This is a genomic window from Streptomyces sp. NPDC001617, assembly GCF_053596855.1.
Genome location: NZ_JBSFHA010000004.1, coordinates 78,258 through 104,424, shown reverse-complemented (window position 1 = coordinate 104,424; position 26,167 = coordinate 78,258). Strand labels below are relative to the sequence as shown.

The following is a 26,167-nucleotide window of genomic DNA, read 5'->3' as shown; positions in this document are numbered from 1 at the left end:
CTACTGAAGTGAGGTTCCCCGGGCATCCTCTTGATCGGCCGGGGATTCCCCTGCTATTCCTCGGGCATGACCGCGTTTTCCCCGGACGCCACCGACTGGCGCATTCTCGATGTCCTCCAGCGGGAGGGCCGGGCCAGCTTCGCCGAGCTGGCCCGGGCCGTCTCCATGTCGCCGAGCGCGGTCACCGAGCGGGTGCGGCGACTGGAGGAGGCGGGTGTCATCCAGGGGTACGCCGCCGTCGTGGACCCCGAGCGGCTGGGGCTGCCGATCCTCGCGTTCGTGCGGCTCAGGTATCCCAACGGCAACTACAAGCCGTTCCACGACCTGGTCGCGGTGACGCCCGAGATCCTGGAGGCGCACCACGTCACGGGCGACGACTGCTTCGTCATCAAGGTCACCGCCCGTTCCATGCGGCACCTGGAGGAGGTGTCGGGGAAGATCGGGGCGCTCGGCTCGGTGACCACGAGTGTCGTCTACTCGTCGCCGCTGCCCAGGCGCCCGCTCGGTCACTGACCTCGCTGCCGGACCGTCGATCCCGATCTGCCCTTCACGACCTCCAGCTGGGCGTGGATGCGCCGTCTCAGGTCGGCTACATGGCTGACGATGCCGACGCTGCGGTCGCGCTCGCGCAGGGAGTCGAGCACGTCGAGGACCTCGTCGAGGGTCTGGTCGTCGAGGCTGCCGAAGCCCTCGTCGATGAAGAGCGTGTCCAGGCGGACGCCACCCGCCTCGTCGGTGACGACATCGGCGAGGCCGAGGGCCAGCGCGAGGGAGGCGAAGAAGGTCTCACCGCCGGACAGGGTCGCCGTGTCGCGCTCGCGGCCGGTCCACGCGTCGACGACATGGAGTCCGAGGCCGCTGCGGCCGCGTCCGGAGCGGTCGTCGGAGTGGAGCAGGGTGTAGCGGCCGGACGACATGCGCTGCAGCCGTACGGTCGCGGCGGCGGCGACCTGTTCGAGGCGGGCAGCGAGCACGTACGACTCCAGGCGCATCTTGCGCTCGTTGTCCGCCGAGGTGCCCGCGGCGAGGGAGGCCAGACGGGCCACGCGGTCGTACTCCTCGCGCAGGGGCGCCAGCCGCCGGACGCCGTCGGCCGAGCGGGCGGAGAGCCGGTCGAGCTCGGTGCAGCGCCGGGCCGCCGCGTCGCGGGTGGAGGCGGCGTCGCGCAGACGCTGGGCCGCCGCGGTGGCCGTCCGTTGGGCGCCGGTGAGGTCGGCGGGCGGCTGCTGGGCGGCGGCCGCGGTCTCCTCCTCGGCGAGCACGGCACGTACGGCGGCCTCCTCGGACTGCCAGGCGTCCAGGCGCCGTTGGAGCTCGCGGTGGGCGGTGTCGTCGAGGAGGGCGACGGCCGCGGCCTGCGGGGTGTCGAAGCCGGCCCGGAACGCGGCGTCGGCGAGGCGGGCGTCGGCGTCCTTGAGGCGCTGGGCGGTGTCCTCGGCGACGCGAGCGGTGTCGGCGGCGTCGGTCAGGAGGGAGACCTGGCGCTCCAGCTGGGCGGCGCGGGCGGCGACACTGTCGGCGGTGCCGCGCGCCTGGGCCAACTCCTCCTCCAGAGCAGCCCGTTCGCGGTCGAGGCGGTCGCGGTGGCCCACACGGGCGGCGGCCCGGACCGCTGCCTCCTGTCGTACGGTGGTCCGCCGATCGTGCTCCTGCTCTGCGCGCCGCAGCTGCTCGCTCGCCGGGTGCAGCTCGGAGGCGGCGGCGCGGGCCCGCCCGTACAGCCGCTCCAACTCCTCGACCTCTTCGGCGAGTCGGGCCGTGGGCGTGTCTCCGGCCTCGGCGGTGGCGGCGGCCAGCGCTTCCCGTACGACGCCCAGGCGCCGCTCCTCCTCGGCGCGCTGCTCGTCGGCGCGCTGGTAGGCGGCGAGGGCACGCTCCTCGGTCTCGCGGTCGACGTGGCCGGCGACCTTGCGGGCCGGGGCGGGGTGTTCGGTGGCTCCGCAGACGGCGCAGGGCTCGCCGTCGGTGAGGTTCGCGGCCAGTTCGGCGGCGATGCCGTTCAGGCGCTGTTCCTTGAGGTCGAGCCAGTGGGCGCGGGCCTCGGTGGACCGTTCGCGGGCGGCGAGCACGCGCGCGTGGGCCTCGTCGGTGTCGCGGCCGAACTGGTCGCGCTGACGAGCTGCCCCGAGCCGCCGTTGCGCCGGCTCACGCTGCACACCGAGCTGCTCGGCGCGGGTGGCCGCGTCCTGGGCGGACTCGATGCTCCCCTGAAGCGCGGCCCGAATCTCGTCCCACCCGGCGAGCCATGCCTCGGCCTCCTGGAGCACGTCCTGGTCGGCCCGCTCCTGCCGATCCAGGTCGGACCGCTCCCCGACCAGTTGAACCACCCGCTGCTCGCCGCGCCGGGCGGACTCCAGCCCCCCGAGTTCCTCGGCGGCCCGGCGCGCGGCGGCGGCGAGGCCGGCGGCGCCGGCGGAAGTGAACGTCTCGGGCAGGAGGGCACGCGCACGCGCCTCGGCGGTGGCCGCCCGCCGATGCTCCGCCTCCGCGGCCTCCCTCAGTTCCACCGCGGGGGCCACCGCCTCCGCCTTGCGTGCCCGCTCCATGCGGGCCTGCGCCTCCCGGTGGGCGTCGGCTCGTTCCTCAAGCAGTCCGGCACGCCTTCGCGCCTCCGCGAACCGCTCCTGAAGGCGGGCCAGTTCGCGTGTCTCGCCCAGGGCTCGCTCGGCCGCCGCCTGAGCCGACTCCATGGCCGTGAGGCGGCAGTGGGCGATCGTCAGTTGTTCGCGGGCCGTGCTGCGGGCGATCGCCGCCGCGCCGATGACGGCCTCGGCCAGGCCCGGCTCCCCCGGTGCCAACTCCGGCAGCTCCATGGCACCGTCCGACGCCTGCTGCATACGGTGCGCGTCGGCCAGCAGGGTCGCGTCGCCCTCGCGCACCTGGGCCTCTGCGGCCCGTCGCCGCTCGGCGAGGCGCTTCTCGACCTCCGCGAAGCGGTGGGTGTCGAAGAGGCGGCCCAACAGCTTGCCGCGGGCCTCGGCGTCGGCGCGCAGGAAGCGCGCGAAGTCGCCCTGGGGCAGGAGCACGACCTGGCAGAACTGCTCGCGGCTCATCCCGAGCAGCTGGGTGATCTCCTCACCGATCTCCTGATGCGAGCGGCTGAGGTCCTTCCAGACGGCGGCCGTGGCGTCGTACTCGCGCAGCCGGCTCTGGGCCTTCTCCAGCGTCGTACCCGAACCGCGCTTCTTGGGGCGCTCCCAGGGCGGCTGCCGGGTGACCTCCAACCGGCGTCCGGCGACGGTCAGTTCGAGCCTCACCTCGGTGCGCGTGCCGACCGCCGCGTGGTCGCTGCGCAGGCTGAGGCCCTGGCCGCTCTGGCGGGCGCCCGGGACGGTGCCGTAGAGCGCGTAGCACACGGCGTCCAGGACGGACGTCTTGCCCGCGCCGGTCGGCCCGTGCAGCAGGAACAGCCCGGCCGCCGACAGCGCGTCGAAGTCGACGGTCTGGGAGGCGCCGAAGGGCCCGAAGGCCGTGATGTCCAGCCGGTGCAGCCTCACCGCGCCACCTCCCGCACGGCCTCGTCCGCGCGCACCGTGTCGAACGCGTCCCGCAGCACGGACTGTTCGCGCTCGTCCGGCCCGGCGCCCCGCACATGGGCGACGAAGTCCTCGGCAATCTCCTGGTCGCTGCGTCCCGCGAGCCGCCTGGCATACGACACGTCGGGGTCGTCCGGTGCCCGCTCGGGGTCGAAGGCGAGGCTGAGGGTGTGCGGGAAGCGCTCGGTGAGGCGGGCCATGGGGTCGGCCGGGCGGACCGGGTCGGTGAGGGTGGCCTCGACCCACGCCTCCTCGTGCCGGGCGAGGCCGGGGTCGGCGAGCAGGTCCTCCAGGGTCCCCCGGATGCGGGCCAGTGCACGCGGCACCGGGCAGTCGACGCGCTCGGCGGTGACGGCACCCTCGGCGTCGAGGTCGACGAGCCACATGGTCTTGCGGTGGTCGGCCTCCGAGAAGGAGTACGGCAGCGGGGAGCCGGAGTAGCGGACGCGCTCGGTGATGGTCTGGCAGCCGTGCAGATGCCCCAGCGCCGCGTAGTCGACGCCGTCGAAGACGCCGGAGGGGACGGCGGCCACTCCGCCGACCGTGATGTCCCGCTCGCTGTCGCTGGCCTCGCCGCCGGTGACGAAGGCGTGCGCGAGCACGACGGACCGGGTGCCCGGCGCGCGCGTGGCGAGGTCGGCGCGAACGCGCTCCATGGCGGCGGCCAGCACCGCCTCATGGCCGGCCTTCTCGACGCCGAACTGGTCCTTGACCAGGGCCGGTTCGAGATAGGGCAGCCCGTAGAAGGCGACATCCCCGTGCTCGTCGGCCAGCACCACCGGCGTGCCGCATGCCGAGGGCTCGGTGCGCAGGTGGATGCCCGCGCGACCCATGAGTCCGGCGCCGACGCCCAGTCGGCGGGCCGAGTCGTGGTTCCCGGAGATCATCACCGTCGGCACGCCGAGGTCGGCGAGGCGGTGCAGGGCGTCGTCGAACAGCTCGACCGCGGCCAGCGGCGGCACCGCCCGGTCGTACACGTCTCCCGACACGACCACCGCGTCCACACCGCGCTCGCGCACGGTCGTGACGAGGTGGCCGATGAACCCGGCCTGGGCCCCGAGCATGTTCACCCGGTGGAACGCCCGGCCGAGGTGCCAGTCGGACGTGTGCAGCAGCCTCATGATCCCCGACCCTAACGGCCGGGTCTGACATCACGAGCGGTTACTCCCGTATCGGCCCGTCATGAGCCGTCCCGCACCAGTCCGTTACGCCCGTTTCGCGATGAACGTCATGCGTCTCCGTAGGCTTCTCCGCCCAGTTCGAACCCGGCCGTTCCCGCCGTCGCGTCCGCCAACCAGGCCCGGAAGGTGGTCACATCGGCGTCCGGCAGGCCGATCTCGATCGTGACCGCCTCGCCGTAACGCACATCACGCACCTCGCGTCCCGTCGACCGCAGGTCGTTCTGGACCTTGCCGGCGCGCTGGTGGTCGACGGTCACCGTGGCGAGGCGGAAGCGGCGGCGGGTGAGGGTGCCGAGGGTGTCCAGGGCCTCGCCGACCGCGCCGCCGTACGCCCGGATGAGGCCGCCCGCGCCGAGCTTGACCCCGCCGTAGTAGCGGGTGACGACGGCGACGACGTAGCGCATGTCGCGGCGCAGCAGCATCTGGAGCATGGGGACGCCCGCGGTGCCGCCCGGTTCGCCGTCGTCGCTCGCCTTCTGGGTGGAGGCGTCGGCCCCGATGACGTAGGCCCAGCAGTTGTGCGTGGCGTCCGCGTGTTCCTTGCGGATGCCGGCGATGAAGTCCTGGGCCTCCTGCTCGGTGGCCGCCGGGGCGACGGCGCACAGGAAACGGGAGCGGTTGACCTCGGTCTCGTGGACGCCCGCGCGGGCGACGGTGCGGTACTCGTCCTGCATTCGCCCACCCTATGCGGCCCCCTTGTGGGGTCGCCCCCCGCCGGTGGTGCGGGTGAGGATGTCATGGATACTCGCTCCTCGTTGTCCGCACCACGCTGTCCGCACGGCCCCACGGCCATGACGTCCTCAGGGAGATCACCGCATGACCGGCACCGAGGTGGAGAGCCCGGGCACGACCGGCCCCGGCGATATCGAGCACTCTCCTGCCAAGGCCCGTTTCCGGGCGTGGCTGCTGGAAGGCCTGAGCGAGCAGTCGGCGCGGCATCCGGGACCGCATGCCGCGCCGCAGGCCGAACACAAGGGCCACAAGTGGTGGCGGGTGATGTGCCTCACGGGTGTCGACTACTTCTCCACCCTCGGCTACCAGCCGGGCATCGCGGCGCTCGCCGCCGGTCTGCTCTCTCCCGTCGCGACCCTGGTGCTGATCGCGCTGACCCTGCTCGGCGCGCTGCCGGTCTACCGCCGGGTGGCGCACGAGAGCCCGCACGGCGAGGGCTCGATCGCCATGCTGGAGCGGCTGCTGTCGTGGTGGTCGGGGAAGATCTTCGTCCTGGTGCTGCTCGGGTTCGCGGCCACCGACTTCCTGATCACCATCACCCTGTCGGCCGCGGACGCCGCCGCGCATGTCGTGGAGAACCCTTTCGCCCCGCACTGGCTTGAGGGCGGGAACCTCTGGATCACCCTCGCCCTCGTCGGTGCGCTCGGTGCGGTGTTCCTGAAGGGGTTCCGGGAGGCCATCGGGATCGCCGTGGTCCTGGTGGGGGCGTATCTGACCCTCAATGTCGTCGTGCTCGCCGTGTCCGCCTGGGAAGTGCTCAGCCACCCGGTGAAGATCGGCGACTGGACCGACGCGCTGACGGCCGAACACTCCTCGCCGCTCGCGATGGTCGGCGTGGCGCTGCTGGTGTTCCCGAAGCTGGCGCTCGGCATGTCCGGCTTCGAGACCGGTGTGGCGGTGATGCCACAGGTCGAGGGCGACGAGTCGGACACGTACGCGAAGCCGACGGGCCGTATCCGGGAGACCCGCAGGCTGCTCACCACGGCCGCCGTGATCATGAGCTTCTTCCTGCTGCTCTCCAGCCTCGCGACGACGATCCTGATCCCGCAGGACGCGTTCAAGAGCGGCGGCCCGGCGAACGGGCGCGCGCTCGCCTACCTCGCGCACCAGCATCTTGGCGAGGCCTTCGGCACGGTGTACGACGTCTCGACGATCGCCATCCTGTGGTTCGCGGGCGCCTCCGCGCTCGCCGGTCTGCTCAACCTCGTACCGCGCTATCTGCCGCGCTACGGCATGGCGCCCGAGTGGACGCGGGCCGTACGCCCCCTGGTGCTCGTCTTCATGGTGGCCGCGGTCGGCATCACGCTGTGGTTCGACGCGAGCGTGGACGCGCAGAGCGGGGCGTACGCGACCGGTGTGCTGGTGCTCATGCTGTCCGCGTCGTTCGCCTCGACGGTGGCCGTGCACAGGCGGGGCCACCGGGCCGCGGCGGTCGGCTTCGGGGCGATCACCGCGGTGTTCGCGTACACCACGGTGGCGAACGTCCTGGAGCGGCCCGACGGCATCAAGATCGCGGCGATCTTCATCGTGGCGATCCTGGTGACGTCGTTCGGCTCGCGTGTGCGGCGGGCGTTCGAACTGCGGGCCGCCGAGGTGACGTTGGACGAGACGGCGGTGCGCTTCGTGACGGAGGCCGCGAGCAGCGGGGCGCTGCGGCTGATCGCCAACGAGCCGCAGGAGCACAGCACGAAGGAGTACCGCGCCAAGGAGTACGACCAGCGGGCCCACACGCACATCCCGGAGGACAGCCCCCTGCTGTTCCTGGAGGTCTTCGTCCGCGACTCCTCGGACTTCACCTCGGACATCACCGTGCACGGCGACGAGAAGCACGGGGTGCGCCGGCTGCGGGTGCAGGGGCCGACCGTGCCGAACACCATCGCCGCTGTTCTGCTGGACCTGCGCGACCGTACCGGCAAGGTGCCGAACGCCTACTTCAGCTGGACCGAGGGCAATCCCGTCGGCCATCTGATCCGCTTCCTGGTGTTCGGGGACGGTGAAGTCGCGCCGGTCACCCGCGAGGTGCTGCGGCGCGCCGAGCCGGACCCGGAACGACGGCCACGCGTGCACGTGGGCTGACTCAGCCCTTCTTGTGGTCCTTTTTGCCCCTCGGCACGATCACGCTCGTCAGGAGCGCCGTGCCGGGGGCGAGCCCTTGCCACCCGGTGCCGTGCCAGGCCAGTACGGCGATCGCCGAGGTCGGGAACTTCACCCGCACCTCGTCCAGCGCGTCGTCGAGGCTGTCCCCGGCGAGTTCGAGGACGAGTTCCTCCAGGCCGGGGTTGTGCCCGACGAGCAGCAGCGTCTCGACCTCGGGTGGCACCTCGTGCACGGCCTCCAGCAGGTCGGGCACATCGGCGGCGTACAGCCTCGGGTCGCGGCGCACCGGCGGCGGGGTGCCCCACTGGGCCGCGGCCAGCTCCCAGGTCTGCCGCGCGCGTACGGCGGTGGAGCACAGGGCGAGGTCGGGCAGGCAGTCGTTCTCGGCGAGGGCGCGGCCGGCCTCCGGGGCGTCACGGCGCCCGCGTGGCGCGAGCGGGCGTTCGTGGTCCGGGACGCCCACCGGCCAGGCGGACTTGGCGTGCCGCAGGACGACCAGGCAGCGCAGCGGACCCGCTCCCATGCGGGCGGTCATGCCGGGGATCCGAGGTCGCGGGTGAGTTCGAGGCCGAGGAGCCGGTCGGCGTAGGCGTACGTCTCGAAACGGGCGCCCTCCGGCAGGTCGGCCGAAGTCTCCACCCAGGTCAGGGCGTTGAGTACGGCGGGGATGTCCAGGTCGTCCTCCCAGGCGGCACGGAGGCGGGCGCGGGCCTCGTCGGGGATGGGCCGGGACGGCTGCCGTGCCCAGGCGGCGACAGCGGCCCGCCAGCGGGCGAGGGTGGCGTGGGCCTCGCTCAGGGCGGCGGCGTCGAGCCGCGCCGGTGCGGTGCGGGGCTGGCCGAGCAGGGCGAGGCGCAGGGCGGCCGGGTCCGTGTCCTCCGGCGTGCTCGGCGTCCCGGGGTCGACCGGGGCCACGGCGATGCGCACACCGTCGGGGGTCGCGCCGCCCTCCTCCACCACATGGATGACCTGTGCCTCCCCGAGCCCGGACCCGACGTCCCGGCTGTCCTCGAAGGGCCGGATGCCGAGGGCGGCGGCCCCGGCCTGGAGTTCCGCCCGTTGCCGCCCACTGGTCAGCACGCCCCACACCGGGGTGCCGCCGAGCTCCAGGGCACGCACGAGCATGTCGGCGACGAGCAGCACCCGCAGGGAGCCTGGGTCGAACCCGGCCACATGGACCTCGATGCGGGTGAGCCCCCGGCGGGCCGGGGCGGCGTCGACGGACTGGCCGGTTCGGGCGTCGGTGATGCGTAGCACGGAGTGAGCGTAGGCGGGCCGACGCCCCGGCGCAGGCATCCGGCACGGAATCCGGACACGGCGTCACGATTCAACAAGGTATGGAGGTGACTTCCGGGTGCGTGCACGGCGACCGGGCGAGGCGCATGTGCGCGGCACGCGCGCGTGCAGATACACCGGGCCGGGTGGTGCGGGTCGCCCTCGCCACTGCGCCGGCCGCAATCGGCGGACGCGCGGGGCACGCGGATGTGCACGTCGACGCGGGCCGGCCCGCACGGCCCGTCCTCGCCGTCGCGCTGCCCCTGGACGGCGGGAGCGCACGGCACGCGCGTAAGGCGGCCGCTACGAGGAGCCGACGCCGACGCGCGCGTGCCGCCACCGCGGCGGTTCGAGAGCCGCGCACGCGTCCAGGCCCTGCCGCAAGGGGCCGGGGCCATCGCCACGGGCCCGCAGCGAGTCGGGCACCTCTGTCGACGCCCGCGCGCTCATCCAGGCGCCATCCCGCACCCGCGGCGCCCCCGCGCGTACCGCACCCGCACGACGCACCCCCACCCATGCGGCGCCCGCCCTCCCCTCTCCGCCCTTCACTCACGCACGCCCGGCGCATGGATCCGCACCCGGTCCAGCACCGCCACCGCGGAGGTCTCCCCCAGGACGTCCGCCACATGCGGCAGGAAGTCCCTCAGGCGGGGTTCCTCGTCCACGATGATCACGGCGCAGGGGCCCTTCGGGCCGAGGGCGGGCGGCTTGGGGTCGCCGGAGCCGAAGCCGGTGACGCCTCGGAAGACGCTCGCGCCGACCAGGCCCTCGCGGTGTGCGCGGTGGACGAGTTCGGCGTAGGCAGGGCGGTGGTGCCAGACGACGCCCGCGTCCAGATGGATGGTCAGACGTGCGGCGAGCATGTCGTACCCGGGCATCGGCCACCCCCTGCCGCGCGGACTGTCCAGACGGTACTGCGCCGCCGGGTGGCGGGGAATCCTCGCGGGCTCTCGGCCGTTGTGGCAGTCGGCAGCACTTCCACGAGGCGCAGGGAGGCCACGGTGTACGGCGACGAGGCAACGGTCCGCAAGATCCTCACCGAACTCGGCGACACCTGGGCGGTGGTGGGCCTCTCGTCCAACCGCCGGCGGGCCGCGTACGGCGTCGCACAGGTGCTCCAGCGCTACGGCAAGCGTGTCGTGCCGGTCCACCCCAAGGCCGAGACCGTGCACGGCGAGCAGGGGTACGCCTCCCTCGCCGACATCCCCTTCGACGTCGACGTCGTGGATGTGTTCGTCAACAGCGACCTCGCCGGGCCGGTCGCCGACGAGGCGGTCGCGAAGGGGGCGAAGGCCGTCTGGTTCCAGCTGGACGTGATCGACGAGGCGGCGTACGAGCGTACGCGCGCGGCGGGCCTGGAGATGGTGATGGACCGCTGCCCCGCGATCGAGATACCGAAGCTCGGCTAGCCGGGGGCACCCCGTCACAGGACCGTGTCGTACACATGGGGTCCGCCCCATGTCGTCCGCACCCGAGGAACACCCGATGCACGAGCCCGGTTCGCCCGCCCCCTGCTGCATGCCGCCGGGCGGCGGCTCCGCCGAACCGCTGCGGATCGCGTCGCCGCCGGCCGTGAAGCGTCGGGCGGCGAGTTCCGACGGCATGGTGTTGCTGCCCGGCGGCGAGTTCCTGATGGGCTCGGAGGACAGCGAGGGGTTCCCGGCCGACGGTGAAGGGCCCGTGCGGGCGGTGCGGTTGGAGCCCTTCCGCATCGATGCCTGTGCCGTGACGAACGAGCTGTTCGCCGCCTTCGTGGGCGACACCGGGCATGTCACGGACGCCGAGCGGCTCGGGTGGTCGTACGTCTTCGCCGGCTTTCTGCCCGGCACGCTGCGACGAGGTGCTCCGCGCCCCGAGGCCACGCCTTGGTGGTGCGGGGTCGCGGGCGCGAGCTGGGAACACCCCGAGGGACCTGGCAGCACGCTTGAGGGCCGGGGCGGCCATCCGGTGGTGCACGTGTCCTGGAACGACGCGGCCGCCTACGCCGCCTGGGCCGGCAAGCGGCTGCCGACCGAGGCCGAGTGGGAGTACGCGGCCCGCGGCGGTCTGGAGCGCAAGCGGTACCCGTGGGGCGACGAGCTCGACCCGGACGGCACCTACCGCTGCAACATCTGGCGCGGCACCTTCCCCACCAAGAACACCGCCGCCGACGGCCACCGCGGCACCGCTCCGGTCGACGCCTTCGAGCCCAACGGCTTCGGGCTGTACAACACCTCGGGCAACGTGTGGGAGTGGTGCGCCGACTGGTGGACCACCGACCACGGCACCGCCCGCCCCCTGCCCAACCCCACCGGCCCCGCCTCCGGCAGCGCGAAGGTGATCCGCGGCGGCTCCCACCTGTGCCACCGCTCCTACTGCAACCGCTACCGCGTGGCCGCACGCAGCGCGAACACCGTGGACAGTTCCAGTGGTCACACCGGTTTCCGCTGTGTACAGAGCCTCTGAACAGTTGTACAGGATCAGCTCGAGCTTTGGTCAAAACTTCACCATGGGTCTTCTGCTCCCCCCTCAATGATTCCTAATCTGCGACGTCGCACGGACTGAAAACAGCTATTCATATTGTGAGAGGTCTCTGAAAATATGGTGAGCGTCGAGCAGGCCTCATTGCAGGACACCAGGGGCTCCGGTGGCCTCAGGCGTGACGTAGGACTGATCGGTCTGATGTGGGCCTCCGTCGGCTCCATCATCGGCTCCGGCTGGCTCTACGGCGCCGAGAAGGCGGTCGGCGTGGCCGGTCCCGCGGCGATCATCTCGTGGGTGATCGGCACGGTGGCCATCGTCCTGCTGGCCCTGGTGCACGCAGAGCTCGGTGGCATGTTCCCGGTGGCCGGCGGCACGGCCCGCTACCCGCACTACGCCTTCGGCGGTCTCGCCGGTCTCTCCTTCGGCTGGTTCTCCTGGCTGCAGGCGGCGACCGTGGCGCCGATCGAGGTCGAGGCGATGATCGGCTACGCCGGTCACTGGCACTGGGCGCAGGGTCTCCAGCACAAGGACCAGACCCTGACGGCCTCCGGCATCACCGTCGCCGTCCTCCTCATGGCCGTCTTCGTCACGGTCAACTTCTTCGGTGTGCGGATCCTCGCGCACACCAACAGCGCCGCCACCTGGTGGAAGATCGCCGTGCCGCTGGCCGCGATCTTCATCATCGCCGTCGGCAACTTCCACGGGTCCAACTTCACCTCGGAGGGCTTCGCCCCGTTCGGCGCCAAGGGTGTCCTCAGCGCCATCAGTTCGAGCGGCATCATCTTCGCGCTGCTGGGCTTCGAGCAGGCGATCCAGCTGGCGGGCGAGAGCCGCAACCCGAAGAAGGACCTGCCCCGGGCGACCCTCGGCTCGGTCGCGATCGGCGCCGTCATCTACATCCTGCTGCAGGTCGTGTTCATCGCCGCGCTGCCGCACAGCAGCTTCGCCAAGGGCTGGGCCAAGCTCGACTACGTCGGCATCAGCGGCCCGTGGGCGGGCCTCGCGACCCTGGTGGGTCTGGGCTGGCTGGCCTTCGTCCTCTACGCCGACGCCATCATCTCCCCCGGCGGCACCGGCCTGATCTACACCACCGCCACCTCCCGCATCTCCTACGGTCTGGCGAAGAACGGCTACGCGCCGAAGATCTTCGCCCGCACCGACTCCCGGGGCGTGCCGTGGTTCGGTCTGATCATGTCCTTCGTGACCGGCGTGGTCTGCTTCCTGCCCTTCCCGAGCTGGCAGGAGCTGGTCGGCTTCATCACCTCCGCGAGCGTCCTGATGTACGCGGGCGCGCCGCTGGCGTACGGCGTCTTCGTCGACAAGTTGCCGAACCATGAGCGGCCCTACCGGCTGCCCGCCGGCAAGGTGATCTCCCCGGTGTCCTTCATCGTGGCCAACCTGATCATCTACTGGGCCGGCTGGGACATCCTGTGGCGGCTCGGCATCGCGGTCGTCCTCGGCTATCTGCTCCTGGGCGGCTACGCCTGGTGGGCCAACGCCACCAACCAGCCCGACGCGCCCCGGATGGACTTCAAGGCCGCCCAGTGGCTGCCCGTCTATCTGCTGGGCATAGGCGTGATCTCCTCCCAGGGCACCTTCGGCGGCCTGGGCAACCTCCCCCTGTGGTGGGACATGCTGGTCATCGCGGCCTTCTCGCTGGGCATCTACTACTGGGCGCGGGCGAGCGCCTCCACCGCCGCGGACATCGAGCGCAGCATCGAGGAGGTCGTGGTCACCGACGCCCCCGCGCACTGACCGACCGCCTCTGTCGTACGGGCCCGTCGGCCGCGGCTGCCCTGCCGTGGCTGACGGGCCACCGTCATAATGCTCGGGTGACTTCCGCGACCCCCCACGCCAACTCCCCGTCCCCGCAGCGCTTTCCGGTCGTCATCATGGGCGCCGGGCCCGCCGGTCTGACCATCGGCAACATCCTGCGGGCCGCCGCGGTCGACTGTCTGGTCCTGGAGGTGGAGACGCGTGAGTTCATCGAGCAGCACCCCCGGGCCGGAGTCCTGGAGGAATGGGCCGTACGGGGTCTTGAGCAACGCGGCCTGGCGGACCACCTGTTGGAGCGGGCGCAGCTGCACACCGAGTGCGAGTTCCGCTTCGACAACCGGCGCCACCGGCTCGCGTACCACGAGCTGACGGGCCATCACCACTTCGTCTATCCACAGCCGTTGCTGGTGACGGACCTCGTGCGCGAGTACGCGGACGTGCGCGGTGGGGCCATACGGTTCGGTGTGCGGGACGTCCAGCTGCACGGGCTGGACTCGGACCACCCGGCGGTGTCGTACACCGACCCGGAGACCGGTGAGCGGGAGCTCGTGCGGTGCGAGTTCGTGGCCGGCTGCGACGGGGCACGCGGGGTGACCCGGACCGTGCTGCCACAGAGTGCGCGGATCGCCCGGCAGGACTACGGCATCGGCTGGCTGGCGCTGCTCGCCGAGGCGCCGCCGTCGAGCGACTGCGTGGTGTTCGGCATCCATCCGCGGGGTTTCGCCGGGCACATGGCCCGCAGCCCCGAGGTCACCCGCTACTACCTGGAATGCCCACCCGGCGACGACCCGGAGAACTGGCCGCACGAGCGGGTCTGGGCCGAGCTCCAGGAGCGCCTCGGCGCCGACGACCGGCCGCCGCTCACCGAGGGCCGACTGATCGAGAAGCGCGTCCTCGACATGCACAACTACGTCGTCGAACCCATGGTGTTCGGCCGCCTCTTCCTCGCCGGGGACGCGGCCCACCTCATCGCTCCCATCGCCGCGAAGGGCATGAACCTCGCCCTGCACGACGCGTTCCTGCTGGGCGACGGGCTCGTCGACCACCTCGTCAAGGGCGAACCCGCCGGTCTGAACGGCTACTCGCAGGCCTGCCTCGACCGCGTCTGGGACTACCAGGAGTTCTCGCAGTGGCTGTCGGAGGTGTACCACGGCACCTCGTCGGGCGACGCGTACCGTGCGGGCACCACACTGGCCCGGCTGCGCCGTCTCTTCGCATCCCCCTCCGCTGCGGCCGCGTTCGCCGCGCAGTACCTCGGCACCGGCCCGACGCCCTGACCGGTCAGGCCACGCCCAGCCCCTCCAGCACCACCGCACCCGGCAGCTCGGCGAACGCCTTGCCCGGCACCAGCAGCTTGCCGCGCCGTCGTCCGCTGCCCACCAGGACGTACGGCAGGTCGACCACGGCCGAGTCCACCAACACCGGCCAGCTGGCGGGGAGTCCGACCGGGGTGATGCCGCCGTACTCCATGCCGGTCTCCCCCGTCGCCGTGTCCATGGAGGCGAACGAGGCCTTGCGGGCGCCGAGTTGGCGGCGCACCGCGCCGTTGACGTCGACCCGGGTGGTGGACAGGACGAGACACGCGGCCAGCGTCGTCTCGCCGCCGCGCTTGCCCGCCACCACCACGCAGTTCGCCGACTGCTCGAGCAGCTCCTGCCCGTAGTGTTGCACGAAGACGGCGGTGTCGGCCCACTGCGGGTCGGTGTCGACCCAGACGATCTGCTCGGCGGGAACGCTGCCGGTCCAGTGGCGTACGGCGTCGGCGACCGGGCCGATCAGCTCGTCGAGGGCGTCGGGAGCGGGGAGGGCGGTGTCGAAGTGTCCGATGGGTGCGCGCATGGCCGCACGCTAACAGGACGGCCCAGGCCGCCTCAGCGCGCGGGCGGGACCGATACGGCCAGCACCCATTCCGTCGGGACTCCGCCCTCATTGGCGTACGAGTGCTCGGCGTTCGCCTCGAAGGTGACGCTGGACCCGGCCGGGACGCCGTACGGCACTCCCTCGACGGTGAGGGTGAGTTCGCCCTCGGTGACGTGCAGGATCTCGACCGTGCCGACCGGGTGCGGGTCGGACCTGCTGCTCTCGCCCGGCGCGAGCCGCCACTGCCACATCTCCAGCGGACCGGGCGCCTCCGTGCCGGCGAGGATCCGGCTGTAGCTGCCCGCCTCGGTGTGCCACAGCCGTACGGTCTGGTCGGCCGGGACGACCCGCACCTTCGGACCCTGCTCGTAGTCGAGCAGGGTCGTGATGCTGACCCCGAGGGCGTCGCCGATCTTGATCACGGTGCCGAGGCTCGGATTGGTGCGGGCCTGCTCGATCTGGATGAGCATGCCCCGGCTGACCCCGGCACGGGCGGCGAGCACGTCCAGGGTGAAGCCGCGTACCGCGCGCCAGTGCTTGACGTTGCGCGCCAGGGACTGGGTCAGCAGGTCGAGGTCCGACACGTTCCGTCCAATATCCGTGTTCCACGAGGGCGAACAGAGGCCCGATGAGGGCATTATTTTGGATGACAGGGTTCACTTCACTGAACTACCGTGGGGTGGACCCGATCGTTCACCGAACTGTACTGCGAGGAAAGCCGTGACAGCACTCTTCGCCCTGGCCACCAGCCTGTTGTGGGGCCTGGCCGACTTCGGCGGCGGACTGCTGACCCGGCGTACCCCGGCACTCACGGTGGTCGTCGTCTCGCAGACGATCGCGGCGGCGGTGCTCGGCGTGATCGTGGCGGCCACCGGCGGCTGGAGCGAGGCCGGTCCGCGGCTGTGGTTCGCGTTCGCGGCGGGCCTGGCGGGGCCGGTGGCGATGATCTCGTTCTACAAGGCGCTCGCGCTGGGCCCGATGGGCGTCGTCTCCCCGCTCGCGACGCTGAGCGTGGCGGTCCCGGTGGGCGTGGGCCTCTTCCTCGGCGAGCGTCCCGGCCTGACGCAGGCCCTGGGGATCGCGGTCGCCGTCACCGGTGTGGTGCTCGCGGGCGGCCCGCAGCTGGGAGGTGCCGCCGTGCAGCGCCGGGCCATCCTGCTCACCCTCGTCGCAGCGCTCGGCTTCGGCACCGTGTTCGCACTGATCGCGGAAGCCTCCACGACGGCCGGCGGTCTGTTCCTCGCCCTCTTCGTCCAGCGGCTGACGAACGTGGCCGCGGGCGGCATCGCCCTGTGCGCGTCCGTGAAGCGGGGCACGCGCGCCCTCCCCGAGGGCGGCTTCCCCTGGGCCTCCCTGCCGGCCCTGGCCTTCGTCGGCCTCGCGGACGTGGCGGCCAACGGCACCTACTCGGTCGCCGCCCAGCACGGCCCGGTCACGGTCGCCGCCGTGCTCGCCTCGCTCTACCCGGTGGTGACGGCGCTGGCCGCCCGCGGGGTCCTGCGGGAACGCCTCAGAGGGATCCAGGCGGCGGGCGCGGGCCTCGCCCTGGTCGGCACGCTGCTGCTGGCGACGGGCTGAGCCGCGACGCCGGTCAGGCCTCGGCCTCCAGCTCCGCGAGCTTCGCCACCGTCTCCTCGTCCAACTTCGAGAGTGCCCACAGCTGTTCGGGCGTGGTCCCGTCGGGTATCGGCACCGGTGCGGGCGTCCTGAGCGGCGGCTGCCAGCCCTCGCCGGCCGTCCAGCGCCGTACGACCCGGGCGGGCGCGCCCGCGACCACGGCATGGTCCGGCACCACACCTCGTACGACCGCCCCCGCGGCCACGACCACGTTCCGCCCGATCCTCGCCCCCGGCAGGATCACGGCACCCGTGCCGATCCAGCAGCCCGGGCCGATCTCCACGGGCTCCATGCGCGGCCACTGCTTGCCGATGGGCTCGTGCGGATCGTCGTAGGAGTGGTTCGTGGAGGTGACGTAGACGTACGGCCCGAAGTAGCAGTCGCTGCCGATCGTCACCGTCGTGTCGGCGATGACGTGGCTGCCGCGGCCCAGGACGACACCGTCGCCGATGCGGAGGATCGGTTCGGGGCCGAGGTCGAGGTCGGGCATGAGGCCGGCGGTGAGGGTGACCTGTTCGCCGACGATGCAGTGGGAGCCGAGGTGGATCCAGGGTTCACCGAAGACGGTGCCCAGCGGGAACGCCAGGCGGGTGGCGTCGCCGATCGAGCCGAAGCGGAAGCGGCCGGGGTTGTCGGCCGTCACCGAGCCCGTGCGCTGCACCCAGGCCCAGCCCGCGTGGACGGCGCGCTGCGCGAGGCCGCGCGACCAGGATGAGAACGTGTTCTTGCGCTTCGGCACGGTGTCACCGTACTGAGCGTTCGGTTCGTATATGAGGTCGAGGGGTTGTGATCTTCGCCCTACCGGGTGGCGTACGGTGCGGAGTGTGTCCACAGCGAGGAGAGGGCGATGACGCAGAAGGCGTTGATCACGGGGATCGGCGGGCGGGAGCCGAAGATCGCCGGGGAGTCGTTCGTGGCGCCCACGGCGTCGGTGATCGGGGACGTGACAGTGGAGGCCGGAGCGAGCGTCTGGTACGGGGCGGTGCTGCGGGGTGACGTCGAGCGGATCTTCGTCGGGGCACAGGCCAACATCCAGGACAACTGCACCCTGCATGCCGACCCCGGCTTTCCCGTGAGCATCGGGGAGCGGGTGTCGGTGGGGCACAACGCGGTGGTCCATGGGGCGACCGTCGAGGACGACTGCCTCATCGGGATGGGGGCGACCGTGTTGAACGGCGCGGTGATCGGGGCGGGGTCACTGGTCGCCGCGCAGGCCCTGGTGCCGCAGGGGATGCGGGTGCCGCCGGGGTCGTTGGTGGCGGGGGTACCGGCGAAGGTGAAGCGAGAGCTGACGGAGGAGGAGCGGCAAGGGGTCACCCTGAACGGCACGCTCTACGCGGATCTGGCAAAGGCGCACACCGAAATCCACGAGTAGCGCAAACCCCTGCGGGCTCGGGGAACCACGCGACCAGCCACGGACGACCCGCGCCGCACTACTCGGCCGCAACCTTCTCCGGCTCCCGCGAAGCGACCTGCGCCTTCTTCGCCTTGCGCCTGATGATCAGCATCGACGTCAGGCCGACCAGCACCGCCGCCGCCAGCCCCACGTACGAGAACCGCTTCAGCCAGTCCTCGGCGACGATGCCGACGTAGTAGATGACCGCGGTGGTGCCGCCCGCCCAGCAGATGCCGCCGAGGACGTTGGCGATCAGGAACTTCCAGTACGGCATGTGGAGCACGCCCGCGAGGGGTCCCGCGAAGATCCGCAGCAGGGCGATGAAGCGGCCGAAGAAGACCGCCCACATGCCCCACTTCTCGAAGGACTTCTCCGCCGTGGCGACGTGGCCCTCGCTGAAGTGTCTCGGGAACTTCCGGCCCAGCCAGGCCAGCAGTGGACGGCCGCCCTTGCGCCCGATCGCGTAGCCGATGGAGTCGCCGACGACGGCGCCGGCGGTCGCGCACGCGCCGAGGACGATCGGGTTGATTCCGGAGTGCTGGGAGGACAGCAGGGCCGCCGAGACCAGGACGATCTCGCCCGGCAGCGGGATGCCCAGGCTCTCCAGACCGATGACCAGCGCCACCACGGCGTAGACGGCTGCCGCGGGCACCGTGTCGAGCCACTCCTGGACGTGCAACGCCGATTCCTCCCGGTTCGTGACCCTTGGTTCTCCGTGTTCCCGGCGTGCGCCGCACGGGGGCGCACGCCGGGAAGCCTACCGGGTCAGCCGCTCGCGGGGCTGTCCCAGAGGTCGCACCGGTGCTCCTGGTGCACCGTGGCGCTGAGGGTGTTTCCTCCCTTGGACGCGGTCTTCAGGGAGAGGATCACGCCCGGGCCCGTGGGCATGGAGGGTTGTCCCGCGGCCCGCGGGACACCGTCTCGTACGAAGGACCCCCAGTAGTCGATCATCTGCCGCGACAGCGTCCTCTGCTCCGCGTCGAACGGGCTCTGCAGACCGAAGTGCTTGAAGAGGTACTGGATCTCGTTCACATGGGTCGCGCCGAAGTCGAAGTCCGTGTGCAGGTTGCGCAGGGACGCGAAGGGCGGCGAGGTGCGGTCCGCGAACTCGTACGAGTAGACCGGGCCGCGGGCGGCCAGCAGGCCGTCCAGCCGCAGGGCCGGGCAGCTGAACACCACGTCGCCCAGTGCGGTGGCGTAGGCGATCGTCGGCGTGGAGTAGTCCGACAGCGGGTAGCGCCGCAGCGCCTCCTCGCCGAAGTTCTGGCGCATCAGGTCGGGGTACTGCTCGGCCGTGACCGGCGTGCCGTTCAGATCGAAGTCGCTGAAGGCGAACAGCCTGCCCTCGTCCTTGTTCGAACCGTTGATCACCGGCACCCGGGACGCGGTCCCCTTCGCCATCGCCTGCTCCGGCTGCACCGGCAGGAACGCGCCGCCCGCCACCGGGCCCCAGTCGAAGTCGCCCTGGGCGTCGAGGATTTCGCGCGCCGACTTGCCGCGCAGACAGGCGACCGTCGTACAGCCGAGCTTCCTGGCGAAGTCGGCTCCTTCGGCCACCGCGTCGGCGTGCGCACGTGCGCCACAGTCGTCGTACGCCCCGCTCTCGATGACGCCCGCCCGGAACAGACCCTTCGCCGTCGGGGAGGCCAGCTGGGTACAGACCGAGCGGCCGCCCGCGGACTCGCCGGCGATGGTGACGCGGCCCGGATCGCCGCCGAAGCGGCCTATGTTGGCCCGCACCCAGCGCAGCGCGGCCTGCTGGTCGAGCATGCCGAAGTTGCCCGAGACCCCGTCGCGCGCCTCGCGGTCGAGGCCCGCCTCGGCGAGGAAACCCATCGCGCCCAGGCGGTAGTTGACGGTTACGACGACCGTTCCGGTCCGGCGCGCGAAGGTGTCGGGGACGACGTCCTGTCCGGCGCCCGCGGTGAGGCCTCCGCCGTGGAACCAGACCAGGACCGCGCGCCGTTCGGATCCGGAGGGGACGTACACGTTCACGTCGAGGCAGTCCTCGGTGTACGACGGCTGGTCGTATCCGGGATCCCAACTCGATGTCTGTACACACTTGTTGCCGAAGCCCTGCGCCGATCGCACCCCGCTCCAGGGGCGGACGGGCCGCGGAGCGCGCCAGCGGAGGCCGCCGACCGGCGGCTCGGCGTACGGGATGCCGAGGAACTGCCGTCCCTCGGCGGTGGTTTCACCATGCACCAGGCCGGCGTCGGTGCGAACGACGGGGTCGTGGGCCCGGGTTGCCGCCTGCGCCGCCGGGACGGGGGCGAGGAGTGCGGCCGCGAGGGCCGTCAGGGCGATGGTGACGTGTCGTATCACTTGCCCACCTCCACGCTTGCCCGCAGCCGCAGATCATGTGAGGACGCCCCGACCCACGCAGTGCGCCGACCGGTCCCGAGCACCCAATCGTGACGCTTCGGGTCCCATGAGGACAATGTGCGTGCGGCGACTTCCACGGTGACCCGGCGTCGCTCGCCCGCCCGCAGCGACAGCCGCTGGTAGCCGCCCAACACGCGCACCGCCTGGTCGAGTCCCAGGTCGGGTGAGCGCCCGACGTAGACCTGCGGGACCGCGACTCCCGTACGCCGTCCGGTGTTGCGCACGCCGAAGGACACCTCCAGGCCGTGTCGGGTCGGGCGCGCCCGCACGTCCTCGTAGACGAAGGAGGTGTACGACAGCCCGTGGCCGAAGGGGAACAGCGGGCGCACGCCTTCCGTGTCGTACCAGCGGTAGCCGACGTGGATGCCCTCCGAGTACTCCTCGGTGCCGTCGACTCCCGGGTAGCGGCGGGGGTTGTCGGCGACGGGATGGTGGTGGTCGTCGACCGGGAAGGACTGCGTGAGGCGGCCGCCGGGGTCGCACTCGCCGTACAGGACGGCTGCGGTGGCGGCCGCGCCCTCCTGGCCCGGGTAGTACATCTGGAGCACGGCGCCGGTGCGCCCGAGCCACGGCATCGACGTCGAGGACGAGGTGTTGAGGACGACGGTGGTGCGCGGGTTGGCCGCCGTGACCGCCTCGATCAGCTGCTCCTGGTGGCCGGGTAGGGCGAGGGTGGTGCGGTCGAGGCCCTCGGTGGCGTCCTCATAGGCGAACAGGACGACGTCACGGGCGACCTGCGCGGCCTTGACGGCCTCGGCGACGTCCTGGGCGCGGGTCGTGCCGGTGATCCGCCGCAGGCGGAACAGCAGACCGGAGGCTCCTCCCTGCGCGGTGATCTTGAGGGTGTGGGCGCCCTTGGCGAGGGTCAGGGTCTTGCGGCGGACGGACAGTCCGTCCGGGGCGGTCGAGACCAGCCCACCCGAGAAGTACTCGCCGTATCCGGCGGCCTGCGGGAACAGTTCGGTGCCGTCCAGCAGGACCTTGGGGCGTGCCGTGGGCGCGGAGGAGAAGTGCAGCACGAAGGTCCACTCGTCGGCGTCGGAGACGGTGAGCGTCCCGTCGTACGTCCAGATCTTGCCGACGCCGACCTGCTGGCCCTCGCTGTCGAAGGCGGGGCTGAGCGCGGAGGCCGGGATCGCCTTGCCGAACAGGTCCTCGCCGAGGGCGTAAGTGACCTTCGCGGCACGGGACTTGATGGCGTCGAGGGGGCTGTCCGCGTGGTCGGGCACCACGTGCGCGCTGCCGCCGCCGCTGACGAAGGGCAGGCTGCCGGTCGGGCCGATCACCGCGACCGAGCCGCCCGGGGACAGCGGGAGCGTGCGGTGTTCGTTGCGCAGGAGCGTGGCGCCCGCCTTGGCGACCTCCAGGGCGACGGCCGCGCCGGCCGCCGCGTCACGGGTGGGGCGTGCCGGGATGGTCCCGTCGAGCAGGCCGAAGCGGTCCATGACCGCGAGGATGCGGCGCACGGCGCGGTCGACATAGCGCTCGGCCACACTGCCGTTCTGCACGGCCGTCTTGAGCGCCGTGCCGAAGTAGGTGCCGTCGGGCATCTCCATGTCGAGGCCGGCGGTGAGAGCGGCGACCGTGCTGTGGGCGGCGAACCAGTCGGTCATCACCCAGCCCTCGAAGCCCCACCGGTCGCGCAGGATGTCGGTGAGCAGCGTCTTGTTCTCGCAGGCGAAGGTGGAGTTGACCTTGTTGTAGGCGCCCATGACCGCGCCGGTGCCGGCGTCGACGGCCGCCTCGAAGCCGCGCAACTCGATCTCGTGCATGGTCTGTTCGTCGACGAGCACGTCGATGGACATGCGGTCCTGCTCCTGGTTGTTCATCGCGTAGTGCTTGACGGTCGCGATGAGGTGCTCGCCCTGGATGCCGCCGATCTCCGCGGCGACCAGCTGCGAGGCGAGCAGCGGATCCTCGCTGAAGGTCTCGAAGTTGCGGCCCGCGTACGGGGTGCGGATGAGGTTGACCATCGGGGAGAGCAGGACGTCCTGGCCGAGGGCCCGGCCCTCGCGGCCGACCACCTGGCCGTAGCGGCGGGCGAGAGACGGGTCGAAGGCGGAGGCGAGCAGGACGGGGGCGGGCAGGGCGGTGGCGTGCGCGGTGACGCGGACGCCTGCCGGGCCGTCGGTCAGGCGCAGGGGCGGGATGCCGAGGCGTTTCACTCCGGGGACGTAGCCGGCCTGGCCGAGCGAGGCGGGGTCGGTGGCACCGTGCAGGAGGGAGATCTTCTCGTCGAGGGTGAGGTGGGCGATGAGGCCTTCCACGCGGGGGCCGGCCCCCGCCTCCGGTCTTGCCTGCGCGGACGCGGGAGGCGTGAGACCGCCGGTGGCCGCCGTGGCGACGGCGATCGCGCCGCCCATGAGGCGCAGGGCGGATCGCCGGGAGACAGTGTCGGACATGAGCCGTCACTCCTTCGGTGTGCGGGCACGACGATGTGAACCGCTGGGTGCCCCCCTCGGGGGGAGCGTGCGACGGCGCCGCGGGTGTTGTGTTCGGCTTCTGAACGCTCCTGCGCCAGAAGGCACTTGACGACCCGTTGGACATCACCGACGCGGCGGGAAAACTATGACCGGAGGTGACTCGTGTCAATCATGCGAACAGGAAACGGTGGAAACGCCGACAAGAAACGAAGACGGGGCCGCCCTCGGTGTAGGGCGGCCCCATCGGCGGTCCGGACCTCAGTGAAGCAGGGCGGTGAGTGGCGCCGTGACGGAGGAGACCGTGTCCCGTACGCCGGCGGGGACGGTCCCCACCTCGTCGAGCGGGGTCGGCCGGGTCTCGTGGCCGACCTGGGCCATCCGGGTCCCGTACCGCTCGCCCTGTCCGCGCTCCTTCGGCTTCTCGGGCTTGCCCCTCGGCGGCTCGGCAGCGCCGGGCGGCCGAGGGACACTCTGCCGAGGGCCCGGCTGCCCGGAAGGCGCACTCCCCTGTGGTGCGCCTTCCCGCTCCGCGCTCTCCGCGCCGCCGCCCACTTCGAGCACCCAGCGCTGCCCGGCCGCCCCGTCCCGCTCGGTGACGACGACGGCCCGCTTCTTCCCGGGGGCGACGAGCAGCCCCTTCCCGCCGCGCAGCAGCAACTCGCCGCGCACGGTGAGGTCGTAGCGCACCTCCCCCGCGTGTACGACACAACCGGCCAGGATCACCACGTGCTTGCCGGCGTCGGAGTCCAGACACAGGGTCGGGTCGACGCCGCTGCGGAGCAGGCCGTCGTCCTGGTACGACCACTGCTGGGACCCGGCTGCGGAGCAGGCCGCCAGCAGGGCCCGGGCCCCGGACACCGCCCGGCCGCCCTCGACGTCGAGGCAGAGGCCGGCGTGCGGGTTGCGGAGCCTGCCGCGGCCGACCTCGACGGGGCCTGGGGCCGAGGCGGGCGACGGTGAGCCGGCGGACTCGGTCCCGCCGACGGGCTTCGCGGGGGCGAGGGTGCTGCCGCTCGGTGCGCCCCAGGTGGCGTGCGGGGCCGGGACACCGTTGTCATCGGACCACCCCTTGGTCACGAGGACCGTCGCGAGAAGAGCGAGGGCGGTGACGCCGACGCCCACGGCGACGACCTTGGCCCGTCTGCCCGAGGGGACGGGGCGATGACGGCCGGTGCCGGTGAAGCGGGTGCCGCCCTGTCCGGGCCGTACCGCCCGGCCCCCGCCGCGTCCGGGGCGGGAGTCGAGGTAGCGCTGGGCGCCCCAGCCGAGCACGGTCTCGGCGAGGAGCACCCCGAGGCCGCCCTCGAAATGGCTGAGCTGCTCGGCGGCGTGCCGGCAGTAACGGCACTCCGTCAGATGCTGCTGGACATCCGGGAGCAGGGCGCCGCCTCTGCGGATCGGGACGTCGAGGAGGCGGTTGTAGAAGCGGCATTCCTTGCCGGGTGCGAGTTCCCGGTGGGCGCGTACGCAGCCCTGCCGGAATTGCTCGCGCGCCTGTTCAAGGGCGGCCGCCGCGGTGGGCGCGTCCACCCCCAACAGACCGGCGGGTATGGTTATGGGTTCGGCCTCGACCTCAGCGTGCCAGAGCAGGCATTGTGAGGCTCCCGGAAGGGCGCGGAATGCGCGCTCGGCGAGCTGCCGCCTTTCGGGCGTCACGGAGCGTGCGGCCCGCAGCCCGCGACCGCCGGTCGGTTTGCGGAGTTCCGGCAGCACGAGGGATATACGGTCGTCGGCCGCCCACTCCTTGACCGTGTCCCGTACGGCCATGAGGAGCTGTGGCCGCAGGGCTCCGCCGGTCGGCCGGTCGAGCACCCGGTGGAAGGCGGCGGCCGCGACCATCGACGCAGCACTCTCGGTGGTCGCCAGGCAGATGGCGGCGTACTCGCATGTCGCCCGCCAGTGCCGGGCCGGCAGCAGGGCGCCCGCCCGGACTCCCGCCGCACCCTGACCCAGCTGCGCGACGAGATTGCGGTCGGACTCGGCCGGCCCGGATCCGGGACGCGGCGGGTACGGCGGACGTGGGGGGTAGGGGGATGGCACAGAACCAAATTCCTTCCAAGCCGCAGGATCACATGCGGAATACGCGCGTCCACCGGAAAGCAGGTGCCTGATTGGTGCGTACCTATGCGGTGCCAGATCTCGGCCGCTATGGGGCCGCTCACTTTCGCACAATTGGCGCACAGGAAACAAGGAGTTCGAGTGACCCAAGTTCAAAACGGGGAAACTTCAGATAAGTTACCGGCGGTATCCGCACCGGTATTCGAAAATCAGCGGTCGAGAGGCCTCAACTTGTGTGCGCGCAAAGGTGGTTGGCACACGAAATCTCCAACTTCTGGTGCCCGTCGCCGGACGCACAGGAATCTCCGAAGTTCCTCTCGGGAAGCTCTCATCCCCGCGGGTCAGCATGGGCCGCATGATCGCCCCCCACTCTTCGAGCGCCCCCGTCCCCACCACCCGCACGGTCACCAAGGCCGTCGTCCCGGCCGCCGGCCTCGGCACCCGCTTCCTGCCCGCGACCAAGGCGACGCCCAAGGAGATGCTGCCGGTCGTCGACAAGCCGGCCATCCAGTACGTCGTCGAGGAGGCCGCCGCGGCCGGTCTGGACGACGTCCTCATGGTCACCGGCCGGCACAAGCGGGCCATCGAGGACCACTTCGACAACGCCTTCGAACTGGAGCAGGCACTCGCCGCGAAGGGAGACGCCGTACGCCTGGACGCGGTACGCGACCCGGCCCGGCTGGCCAACATCCACCACATCCGCCAGGGCGAGCCCCTCGGCCTCGGCCACGCCGTCCTGTGCGCCCGCCGCCACGTCGGCGACCAGCCCTTCGCCGTCCTGCTCGGCGACGACCTGATCGACCCGCGCGAGACACTGCTCAGCCGGATGCTGGACGTCCGCGACCAGTACGCGGGCAGTGTCGTCGCCCTCATGGAGGTGCCGCCGGAGCAGATCCACCTCTACGGCTGCGCGGCCGTCGAGGCGACCGGCGAGGACGACGTGGTGCGGGTCACCGGCATGGTCGAGAAGCCCTCGCGCCAGGACGCGCCCAGCGCCTACGCCGTCATCGGCCGCTACGTCCTGGACCCGGCCGTCTTCGACGCTCTCGAGCGCACCCCGCCGGGCCGCGGCGGCGAGATCCAGCTGACCGACGCCCTCCAGGAACTGGCCGCGGGCGGCACGGTGCACGGCGTCGTCTTCGACGGCCTGCGCTACGACACCGGCGACAAGGCCGACTATCTGCGCACCGTCGTCCGGCTGGCCTGCGACCGCGACGACCTCGGCCCCGAATTCGTGTCGTGGCTCAAGGAGTTCGTCGCGGGACTGGAGGGCGGCGCGGACAGCTCCCGCCGGCGATTCGCCGCCTGACGACACGGCCTCGCCGACCGACGGCACGGCAAGGGCCCGAGGGGCGACGACGACCCCCG

22 protein-coding genes are annotated in these 26,167 nt (G+C 72.0%); 9 read left to right on the top strand and 13 right to left on the bottom strand.

The features are described from left to right. Positions 1 to 66: 66 nt before the first annotated feature. Entirely contained in the window at positions 67 to 513 is a 447-nt protein-coding gene (locus ACWC09_RS04700) for an Lrp/AsnC family transcriptional regulator (protein ID WP_450848478.1), read from the top strand. Here ACWC09_RS04700 and ACWC09_RS04695 read toward each other — a convergent pair. The 3 genes from ACWC09_RS04695 to ACWC09_RS04685 all read right to left on the bottom strand — a co-directional run bounded on the left by ACWC09_RS04695 (position 507) and on the right by ACWC09_RS04685 (position 5,391). After that, positions 507 to 3,497 carry an AAA family ATPase gene (locus ACWC09_RS04695; RefSeq protein ID WP_450848476.1) on the bottom strand — a complete coding sequence of 997 codons (2,991 nt, stop codon included), beginning with the start codon at positions 3,495 to 3,497 and terminating at the stop codon, positions 507 to 509. The genes ACWC09_RS04700 and ACWC09_RS04695 overlap by 7 nt on opposite strands. Continuing rightward, the gene (locus ACWC09_RS04690) at positions 3,494 to 4,657 is read right to left on the bottom strand and encodes an exonuclease SbcCD subunit D (RefSeq protein WP_450848475.1); all 1,164 of its coding nucleotides are present in this window, start codon (positions 4,655 to 4,657) and stop codon (positions 3,494 to 3,496) included. The genes ACWC09_RS04695 and ACWC09_RS04690 overlap by 4 nt, the downstream gene beginning before the upstream one ends. Positions 4,658 to 4,764: 107 nt before the next feature. Next, on the bottom strand, positions 4,765 to 5,391 hold the full coding sequence (locus ACWC09_RS04685) for a YigZ family protein (protein ID WP_450848473.1): 627 nt from the start codon (positions 5,389 to 5,391) through the stop codon (positions 4,765 to 4,767). Positions 5,392 to 5,533: 142 nt separating this feature from the next. Between ACWC09_RS04685 and ACWC09_RS04680 the strand changes: the two genes are divergently transcribed. Next, entirely contained in the window at positions 5,534 to 7,525 is a 1,992-nt protein-coding gene (locus tag ACWC09_RS04680; RefSeq protein ID WP_450848471.1) for an amino acid transporter, read from the top strand. Position 7,526: 1 nt separating this feature from the next. Here the strand turns inward: ACWC09_RS04680 and ACWC09_RS04675 are convergent, their stop codons facing one another. The 3 genes from ACWC09_RS04675 to ACWC09_RS04665 form a co-directional block, all read right to left on the bottom strand. Continuing rightward, entirely contained in the window at positions 7,527 to 8,081 is a 555-nt protein-coding gene (locus tag ACWC09_RS04675; RefSeq protein ID WP_450848469.1) for a SixA phosphatase family protein, read from the bottom strand. Then, positions 8,078 to 8,842, bottom strand: a complete 765-nt coding sequence (locus ACWC09_RS04670; RefSeq protein ID WP_450848467.1) for a hypothetical protein — start codon at positions 8,840 to 8,842, stop codon at positions 8,078 to 8,080. The genes ACWC09_RS04675 and ACWC09_RS04670 overlap by 4 nt, the downstream gene beginning before the upstream one ends. A 524-nt stretch (positions 8,843 to 9,366) precedes the next feature. After that, positions 9,367 to 9,699, bottom strand: a complete 333-nt coding sequence (locus tag ACWC09_RS04665) for a DUF190 domain-containing protein (RefSeq protein WP_450848466.1) — start codon at positions 9,697 to 9,699, stop codon at positions 9,367 to 9,369. Between the two features lie 123 nt (positions 9,700 to 9,822). Between ACWC09_RS04665 and ACWC09_RS04660 the strand changes: the two genes are divergently transcribed. The 4 genes from ACWC09_RS04660 (at position 9,823) to ACWC09_RS04645 (ending at position 14,337) form a co-directional block, all read left to right on the top strand. Further along, positions 9,823 to 10,230, top strand: a complete 408-nt coding sequence (locus tag ACWC09_RS04660) for a CoA-binding protein (protein WP_450848464.1) — start codon at positions 9,823 to 9,825, stop codon at positions 10,228 to 10,230. 76 nt (positions 10,231 to 10,306) lie between these two features. Further along, positions 10,307 to 11,266 (top strand): formylglycine-generating enzyme family protein, encoded by a 960-nt coding sequence (locus ACWC09_RS04655; RefSeq protein ID WP_450848725.1) that lies wholly within the window; start codon positions 10,307 to 10,309, stop codon positions 11,264 to 11,266. Between the two features lie 135 nt (positions 11,267 to 11,401). After that, positions 11,402 to 13,039, top strand: a complete 1,638-nt coding sequence (locus tag ACWC09_RS04650) for an APC family permease (RefSeq protein ID WP_450848463.1) — start codon at positions 11,402 to 11,404, stop codon at positions 13,037 to 13,039. Between the two features lie 77 nt (positions 13,040 to 13,116). Further along, positions 13,117 to 14,337 carry a 4-hydroxybenzoate 3-monooxygenase gene (locus tag ACWC09_RS04645; RefSeq protein WP_450848461.1) on the top strand — a complete coding sequence of 407 codons (1,221 nt, stop codon included), beginning with the start codon at positions 13,117 to 13,119 and terminating at the stop codon, positions 14,335 to 14,337. A gap of 4 nt (positions 14,338 to 14,341) precedes the next feature. Here the strand turns inward: ACWC09_RS04645 and ACWC09_RS04640 are convergent, their stop codons facing one another. After that, a complete protein-coding gene (locus ACWC09_RS04640) occupies positions 14,342 to 14,899 on the bottom strand; it encodes a YbaK/EbsC family protein (protein WP_450848460.1) in 558 nt (185 codons plus the stop codon). A gap of 32 nt (positions 14,900 to 14,931) precedes the next feature. Continuing rightward, a complete protein-coding gene (locus ACWC09_RS04635; protein WP_450848458.1) occupies positions 14,932 to 15,504 on the bottom strand; it encodes a helix-turn-helix domain-containing protein in 573 nt (190 codons plus the stop codon). A gap of 136 nt (positions 15,505 to 15,640) precedes the next feature. On the opposite strand from ACWC09_RS04635, the gene ACWC09_RS04630 reads away from it, so the two are divergent. Beyond that, the gene (locus tag ACWC09_RS04630; protein WP_450848456.1) at positions 15,641 to 16,498 is read left to right on the top strand and encodes an EamA family transporter; all 858 of its coding nucleotides are present in this window, start codon (positions 15,641 to 15,643) and stop codon (positions 16,496 to 16,498) included. Between the two features lie 13 nt (positions 16,499 to 16,511). On the opposite strand, the gene ACWC09_RS04625 is transcribed toward ACWC09_RS04630, so the two are convergent. Continuing rightward, a complete protein-coding gene (locus ACWC09_RS04625) occupies positions 16,512 to 17,276 on the bottom strand; it encodes an acyltransferase (protein WP_450848454.1) in 765 nt (254 codons plus the stop codon). Positions 17,277 to 17,384: 108 nt separating this feature from the next. Between ACWC09_RS04625 and ACWC09_RS04620 the strand changes: the two genes are divergently transcribed. Beyond that, positions 17,385 to 17,912 (top strand): gamma carbonic anhydrase family protein, encoded by a 528-nt coding sequence (locus tag ACWC09_RS04620; RefSeq protein ID WP_450848453.1) that lies wholly within the window; start codon positions 17,385 to 17,387, stop codon positions 17,910 to 17,912. A gap of 58 nt (positions 17,913 to 17,970) precedes the next feature. Here the strand turns inward: ACWC09_RS04620 and ACWC09_RS04615 are convergent, their stop codons facing one another. The 4 genes from ACWC09_RS04615 to ACWC09_RS04600 all read right to left on the bottom strand — a co-directional run bounded on the left by ACWC09_RS04615 (position 17,971) and on the right by ACWC09_RS04600 (position 24,781). Next, on the bottom strand, positions 17,971 to 18,612 hold the full coding sequence (locus tag ACWC09_RS04615; protein ID WP_450848451.1) for a DedA family protein: 642 nt from the start codon (positions 18,610 to 18,612) through the stop codon (positions 17,971 to 17,973). Between the two features lie 86 nt (positions 18,613 to 18,698). Then, a complete protein-coding gene (locus tag ACWC09_RS04610; protein ID WP_450848449.1) occupies positions 18,699 to 20,258 on the bottom strand; it encodes a carboxylesterase/lipase family protein in 1,560 nt (519 codons plus the stop codon). Then, positions 20,255 to 22,720 carry a beta-glucosidase gene (locus ACWC09_RS04605; protein ID WP_450848447.1) on the bottom strand — a complete coding sequence of 822 codons (2,466 nt, stop codon included), beginning with the start codon at positions 22,718 to 22,720 and terminating at the stop codon, positions 20,255 to 20,257. The genes ACWC09_RS04610 and ACWC09_RS04605 overlap by 4 nt, the downstream gene beginning before the upstream one ends. Before the next feature lie 279 nt (positions 22,721 to 22,999). After that, a complete protein-coding gene (locus ACWC09_RS04600) occupies positions 23,000 to 24,781 on the bottom strand; it encodes an RICIN domain-containing protein (protein ID WP_450848446.1) in 1,782 nt (593 codons plus the stop codon). A 373-nt stretch (positions 24,782 to 25,154) separates the two neighbouring features. On the opposite strand from ACWC09_RS04600, the gene galU reads away from it, so the two are divergent. Continuing rightward, entirely contained in the window at positions 25,155 to 26,108 is a 954-nt protein-coding gene (galU, locus tag ACWC09_RS04595) for a UTP--glucose-1-phosphate uridylyltransferase GalU (protein ID WP_450848444.1), read from the top strand. The last annotated feature ends 59 nt before the right edge of the window (positions 26,109 to 26,167 follow it).

What these genes read in the sequence shown, in the direction of transcription:
- ACWC09_RS04700 (WP_450848478.1), top strand. Translation starts at nt 67, where the DNA reads ATGACCGCGTTTTCCCCGGACGCCACCGACTGGCGCATTCTCGATGTC.
- ACWC09_RS04690 (WP_450848475.1), bottom strand. Translation starts at nt 4,657, where the DNA reads ATGAGGCTGCTGCACACGTCCGACTGGCACCTCGGCCGGGCGTTCCAC.
- ACWC09_RS04685 (WP_450848473.1), bottom strand. Translation starts at nt 5,391, where the DNA reads ATGCAGGACGAGTACCGCACCGTCGCCCGCGCGGGCGTCCACGAGACC.
- ACWC09_RS04680 (WP_450848471.1), top strand. Translation starts at nt 5,534, where the DNA reads ATGACCGGCACCGAGGTGGAGAGCCCGGGCACGACCGGCCCCGGCGAT.
- ACWC09_RS04675 (WP_450848469.1), bottom strand. Translation starts at nt 8,081, where the DNA reads ATGACCGCCCGCATGGGAGCGGGTCCGCTGCGCTGCCTGGTCGTCCTG.
- ACWC09_RS04670 (WP_450848467.1), bottom strand. Translation starts at nt 8,842, where the DNA reads ATGCCTGCGCCGGGGCGTCGGCCCGCCTACGCTCACTCCGTGCTACGC.
- ACWC09_RS04665 (WP_450848466.1), bottom strand. Translation starts at nt 9,699, where the DNA reads ATGCCCGGGTACGACATGCTCGCCGCACGTCTGACCATCCATCTGGAC.
- ACWC09_RS04655 (WP_450848725.1), top strand. Translation starts at nt 10,307, where the DNA reads ATGCACGAGCCCGGTTCGCCCGCCCCCTGCTGCATGCCGCCGGGCGGC.
- ACWC09_RS04650 (WP_450848463.1), top strand. Translation starts at nt 11,402, where the DNA reads ATGGTGAGCGTCGAGCAGGCCTCATTGCAGGACACCAGGGGCTCCGGT.
- ACWC09_RS04640 (WP_450848460.1), bottom strand. Translation starts at nt 14,899, where the DNA reads ATGCGCGCACCCATCGGACACTTCGACACCGCCCTCCCCGCTCCCGAC.
- ACWC09_RS04620 (WP_450848453.1), top strand. Translation starts at nt 17,385, where the DNA reads ATGACGCAGAAGGCGTTGATCACGGGGATCGGCGGGCGGGAGCCGAAG.
- ACWC09_RS04605 (WP_450848447.1), bottom strand. Translation starts at nt 22,720, where the DNA reads ATGTCCGACACTGTCTCCCGGCGATCCGCCCTGCGCCTCATGGGCGGC.
- galU (WP_450848444.1), top strand. Translation starts at nt 25,155, where the DNA reads ATGATCGCCCCCCACTCTTCGAGCGCCCCCGTCCCCACCACCCGCACG.